Below are 3312 nucleotides of genomic sequence, written 5' to 3' on the forward strand. Positions count from 1 at the left end.
CGGGACGACGTCGTCCCGCCCCGGCCCCTTCCCGCTGTCGGGCCGCCGGAGTTCGCGTTGCTGCAACCAGGCGAATTCTGACGCGTTCGTCGGCGCGTGCTCGTTCATTCCATCAGCAACGTACTCACAAGCCCGGGAAGGCGTACGCAGCAAATGAACCCCAGAACTCAGCTCGGCATGGGCATGTTCGTCACGGCTCTGGCCTCCGCCGCCTCGGCGGCCCTGGCGACTCCCGCGGCCGCCGCGCCGACGGCTCCGGTGGACGTGCCGCTGCAGACACTCGGCATGGTGCTCCCCATGGCGCCGCCGACCGTGAGCACCGGCGTGCCGATCCCCATGACGGGGACGCCCATGGGGCTGACCGCGCACACCGACGGCCGGGTTCAGCCGCTCCTGGTGCCGCAGGTGCCGGTCACGAGCGGCATGCCGGAGACGCTGATCACCGCCACGCTGCCCGAGGTCGTCGAGGACCAGCCGGTGACGAGGGCACTGCTCTCCACGCCCGAGTCCGATGTGAATGCCAAGACGCCCGGCGCGAAGGTCGCGTCCCCCCTCACTCTGCCGCGACCGGCCGCACTCGGCCTGCCTGCCGCCCAGCTGCCCGAGGCCGGCCTCCTGTCGCCGGCCCTCTCCGGGAGTCTTGGGTCCCACCTCGGCATGGACGGCGGCGCCACGAACTGACGCGCGCGCACGGGCTTGCGCGCGTCCGAATGGGCTATTTCGAGCGCGTCGCGCCCGTTTTGCACAGCCTACCCGTTACTCACTCTGCGTCACTGCGTTGTACGAAGCGTGACGACCGCGGGCACGCGGTCGGATTTCCCCTGTACAAGGAGATTTTGATGTCTCGCATCGCGAAGGCCGCCGTCATCATCGCCGGCACGGGCGCCATCGCCCTGAGTGGAGCCGGCGTGGCCGTCGCCGGCGCGGAGGCCGAGGCGGCCGCCGTCAACAGCCCCGGGGTCCTCTCCGGCAACATCGTCCAGGTGCCGATCGACATTCCGATCAACTTCTGCGGCAACACCATCAACCTCGTCGGTGCCCTGAACCCGGCCTTCGGCAACAAGTGCGCGAACATCCAGCACGGCAAGGACGACGGCAAGGGCGGCAAGCAGGACGGCAAGGGCGGTTACGACGACGGCAAGGGCCACAACGGCCAGGGCAACAGCCACGTCGACAACGGCTACGGCGGCTGACCCCGACCTCTCCCGTCACGCGGACCACGGTCCCCCGGCTCCTCACCGGCCCGGGGGACCGTCCGTGTGCCCGGCCGCCCGCGTACGTGACCGCATCCGCGCCCGGTCAGGCGTACCGGTACACGTGATCATGACCGGCCACGTCGGCGGGCGCGACGTCCCACGGGGGCATCGGTTCGTCACGGGCGACGACCCGCCCGCGTTCCGGGGAGCCGAGCGGCGGCGGGACGTCGGGCAGGTAACGGGCCCGCGGGTTCCTGCTCTGCCAGCGCGACCAGACGAGGTCGACGAAGGCGTGGTGCAGCCAGAAGACCGGGTCGTTGACGGAGGCGCCGCCCAGCATCAGCCCGCCCACCCACCGGTGGACCCGGTTGTGGTTGCGCCACCGGCCGGTACCGCGCTCCCGCGACCAGCCCTCCAGCTTGTTGCGGAAGCCCGTGCGGCTCGTGGAGTTCCACGGGTACGCGTCGTAGACGGTCTCGTCCATCGCGGCGGCCAGCTCCTGGCGCGTGGGCAGCTCGACCGGGTTGGCCGGATTGCCGAAATTCCGTGTCAGGAAGCGGGTCGCGGTGACGCCGACCTCGATGGTCCAGTGGCCTTTGGCGTACGCGAACGGGCCGGTCATCACCTGCTGGTCGCGCCGGCGGCCGTTGCCGCCCATGAAGTCCTCGCTCCAGAGGGACGCCGCCGGGGTGTTGTCCCGCGTCCAGTCCCAGTACGGGACCGTCACCCCGGGATCGACCTCACGCAGGGCACGCTCGAACTCCAGCAGGTACTGGCGGTGCCAGGGCAGGAAGGACGGCGCCATGTGCGCGACCCGCAGCCCCTTTTCGCCGTCCGAGCGGTAGTACCGGACGTGCGTCCGGACGAAGTCGTCGTACCGGCCCGTGCGCTTGAGTTCGAGCACGGCCGCGACGAACCGCTTGCGCTCCGCCCCGGTGAGGTCCCGCTGGTTCTTACGCGTGTACGCCATGAGCCCCTCCATGGGTGTCGGCCAGCTGGGCGGTGCCCAGTTCGTCCACGGCGGCACGGACCGCCTCGAGCGGCGTCGGGTAGGACGCGTAGTGGTCGACCGGGGTGAGGTATCCACCGTCCGCGCACCGCATCACCGGCAGACGTCGCCCGTCGACACGGGCCTCCGGGCCGCCCCCGTCCGTTCCCGTCGCCCCGTACGCCACGGCCGCCCGTCCGACCTCGATCCGCCGCCCCCTGTACATCTCGGCGAACGTGTCTCCCGTACGGCCCGGCGCGCCGGTACGGCGGGTGGGCGTGGTGGCGGCGATGCGGGCGAGCGCGCCGCCGGTGAACGCCACCACGGAGAACGTGAAGAGCGCGCGCAGCGCGGCGCGCCGTCCCCTGACGACCATCGGTGATCCCCTCTACGGACGGACTCCCGCCGGGCACAACGACATCGCACGAAAACCGTTCCGGAGGGTGAAACGGAGCCCCGAAGGATCGGCCGAACGGGTGGAAACGCGCCCGGGCAGTCATGACAACACCACTAATATCCGGCGGCATGACTTCATCCACCGTCGACTCGCCCGGCCAGCAGCGTTCCCTTCTGGGGACGCTCGCCGTCATCCCCTGGACGAGCGAGCCCTCCGACGAATCCGAGGAGCCGGCAACGCCGTTCCTCATGGTGTACTCGCTCGGCGACGGCGCCGGGGGACCCGAGGCCGGTGAGGAAGCGATGCGGTCCGAGCTGGAACGGCTCGGCCTGTCGATCGGTGAACGGCTGACCGACCTGGGCCGGGAGCCGCAGATCCCGGTCAGCCTGCTGGTGGAGGCTCAGCGGGCGGTCCTGCAGCTGCCGTTCATGAAGGCGCAGTGCCCGGTCCCGCCGGAGTGGGAGAAGGACGCCCACCAGAGCGGCACGGCCTACCTGATCATCGCCACCCGCCCGTGGCCGGAGGCGGTGGCGGGCAAGGAGGTCGGCCCCGACCGGCTGCGCGCCTTCGTCTCCGACGAGTTGCTGCTGCAGTCCAGCGCCCACTGCCTGCTTCCGGTCCGCAGGGTCCGCACATGATCGGCGCCACGGGCACGACGCCATCGATGACGACCACGACGACGGACGCCGCGGCGTCCGACGCCCGGTCCGCCCCCACCGTCATCACGGGGG

5 protein-coding genes are annotated in these 3312 nt (G+C 71.1%); 3 read left to right on the forward strand and 2 right to left on the reverse strand.

The window, feature by feature from the left end:
• Positions 1-153 precede the first annotated feature (153 nt).
• Together IH00_RS0125560 and IH00_RS0125565 are read left to right on the forward strand one after the other, a co-directional pair.
• The gene (locus IH00_RS0125560) at positions 154-681 is read left to right on the forward strand and encodes a hypothetical protein (RefSeq protein WP_234334951.1); all 528 of its coding nucleotides are present in this window, start codon (positions 154-156) and stop codon (positions 679-681) included.
• A gap of 158 nt (positions 682-839) precedes the next feature.
• Complete coding sequence (locus tag IH00_RS0125565) at positions 840-1193, forward strand: chaplin (protein WP_052411628.1); 354 nt, start codon at positions 840-842, stop codon at positions 1191-1193.
• A gap of 106 nt (positions 1194-1299) precedes the next feature.
• Here IH00_RS0125565 and IH00_RS0125570 read toward each other — a convergent pair whose 3' ends face one another.
• Together IH00_RS0125570 and IH00_RS0125575 are read right to left on the reverse strand one after the other, a co-directional pair.
• Complete coding sequence (locus IH00_RS0125570) at positions 1300-2166, reverse strand: tyrosinase family protein (protein ID WP_031077488.1); 867 nt, start codon at positions 2164-2166, stop codon at positions 1300-1302.
• Entirely contained in the window at positions 2150-2560 is a 411-nt protein-coding gene (locus IH00_RS0125575) for a tyrosinase family oxidase copper chaperone (RefSeq protein ID WP_031077490.1), read from the reverse strand. The genes IH00_RS0125570 and IH00_RS0125575 overlap by 17 nt, the downstream gene beginning before the upstream one ends.
• A gap of 149 nt (positions 2561-2709) precedes the next feature.
• Between IH00_RS0125575 and IH00_RS0125580 the strand changes: the two genes are divergently transcribed.
• Complete coding sequence (locus IH00_RS0125580) at positions 2710-3219, forward strand: DUF5949 family protein (RefSeq protein WP_031077492.1); 510 nt, start codon at positions 2710-2712, stop codon at positions 3217-3219.
• The last annotated feature ends 93 nt before the right edge of the window (positions 3220-3312 follow it).

The sequence above is a fragment of the Streptomyces sp. NRRL S-118 genome (assembly GCF_000716335.1).
In the GTDB taxonomy this organism is placed as follows: Bacteria; Actinomycetota; Actinomycetes; order Streptomycetales; family Streptomycetaceae; genus Streptomyces.

Excerpts from the sequence above, each read along its gene's own strand:
- IH00_RS0125575 (WP_031077490.1), bottom strand. The coding sequence starts at position 2,560 with ATGGTCGTCAGGGGACGGCGCGCCGCGCTGCGCGCGCTCTTCACGTTC.
- IH00_RS0125570 (WP_031077488.1), bottom strand. The coding sequence starts at position 2,166 with ATGGCGTACACGCGTAAGAACCAGCGGGACCTCACCGGGGCGGAGCGC.
- IH00_RS0125565 (WP_052411628.1), top strand. The coding sequence starts at position 840 with ATGTCTCGCATCGCGAAGGCCGCCGTCATCATCGCCGGCACGGGCGCC.
- IH00_RS0125580 (WP_031077492.1), top strand. The coding sequence starts at position 2,710 with ATGACTTCATCCACCGTCGACTCGCCCGGCCAGCAGCGTTCCCTTCTG.
- IH00_RS0125560 (WP_234334951.1), top strand. The coding sequence starts at position 154 with ATGAACCCCAGAACTCAGCTCGGCATGGGCATGTTCGTCACGGCTCTG.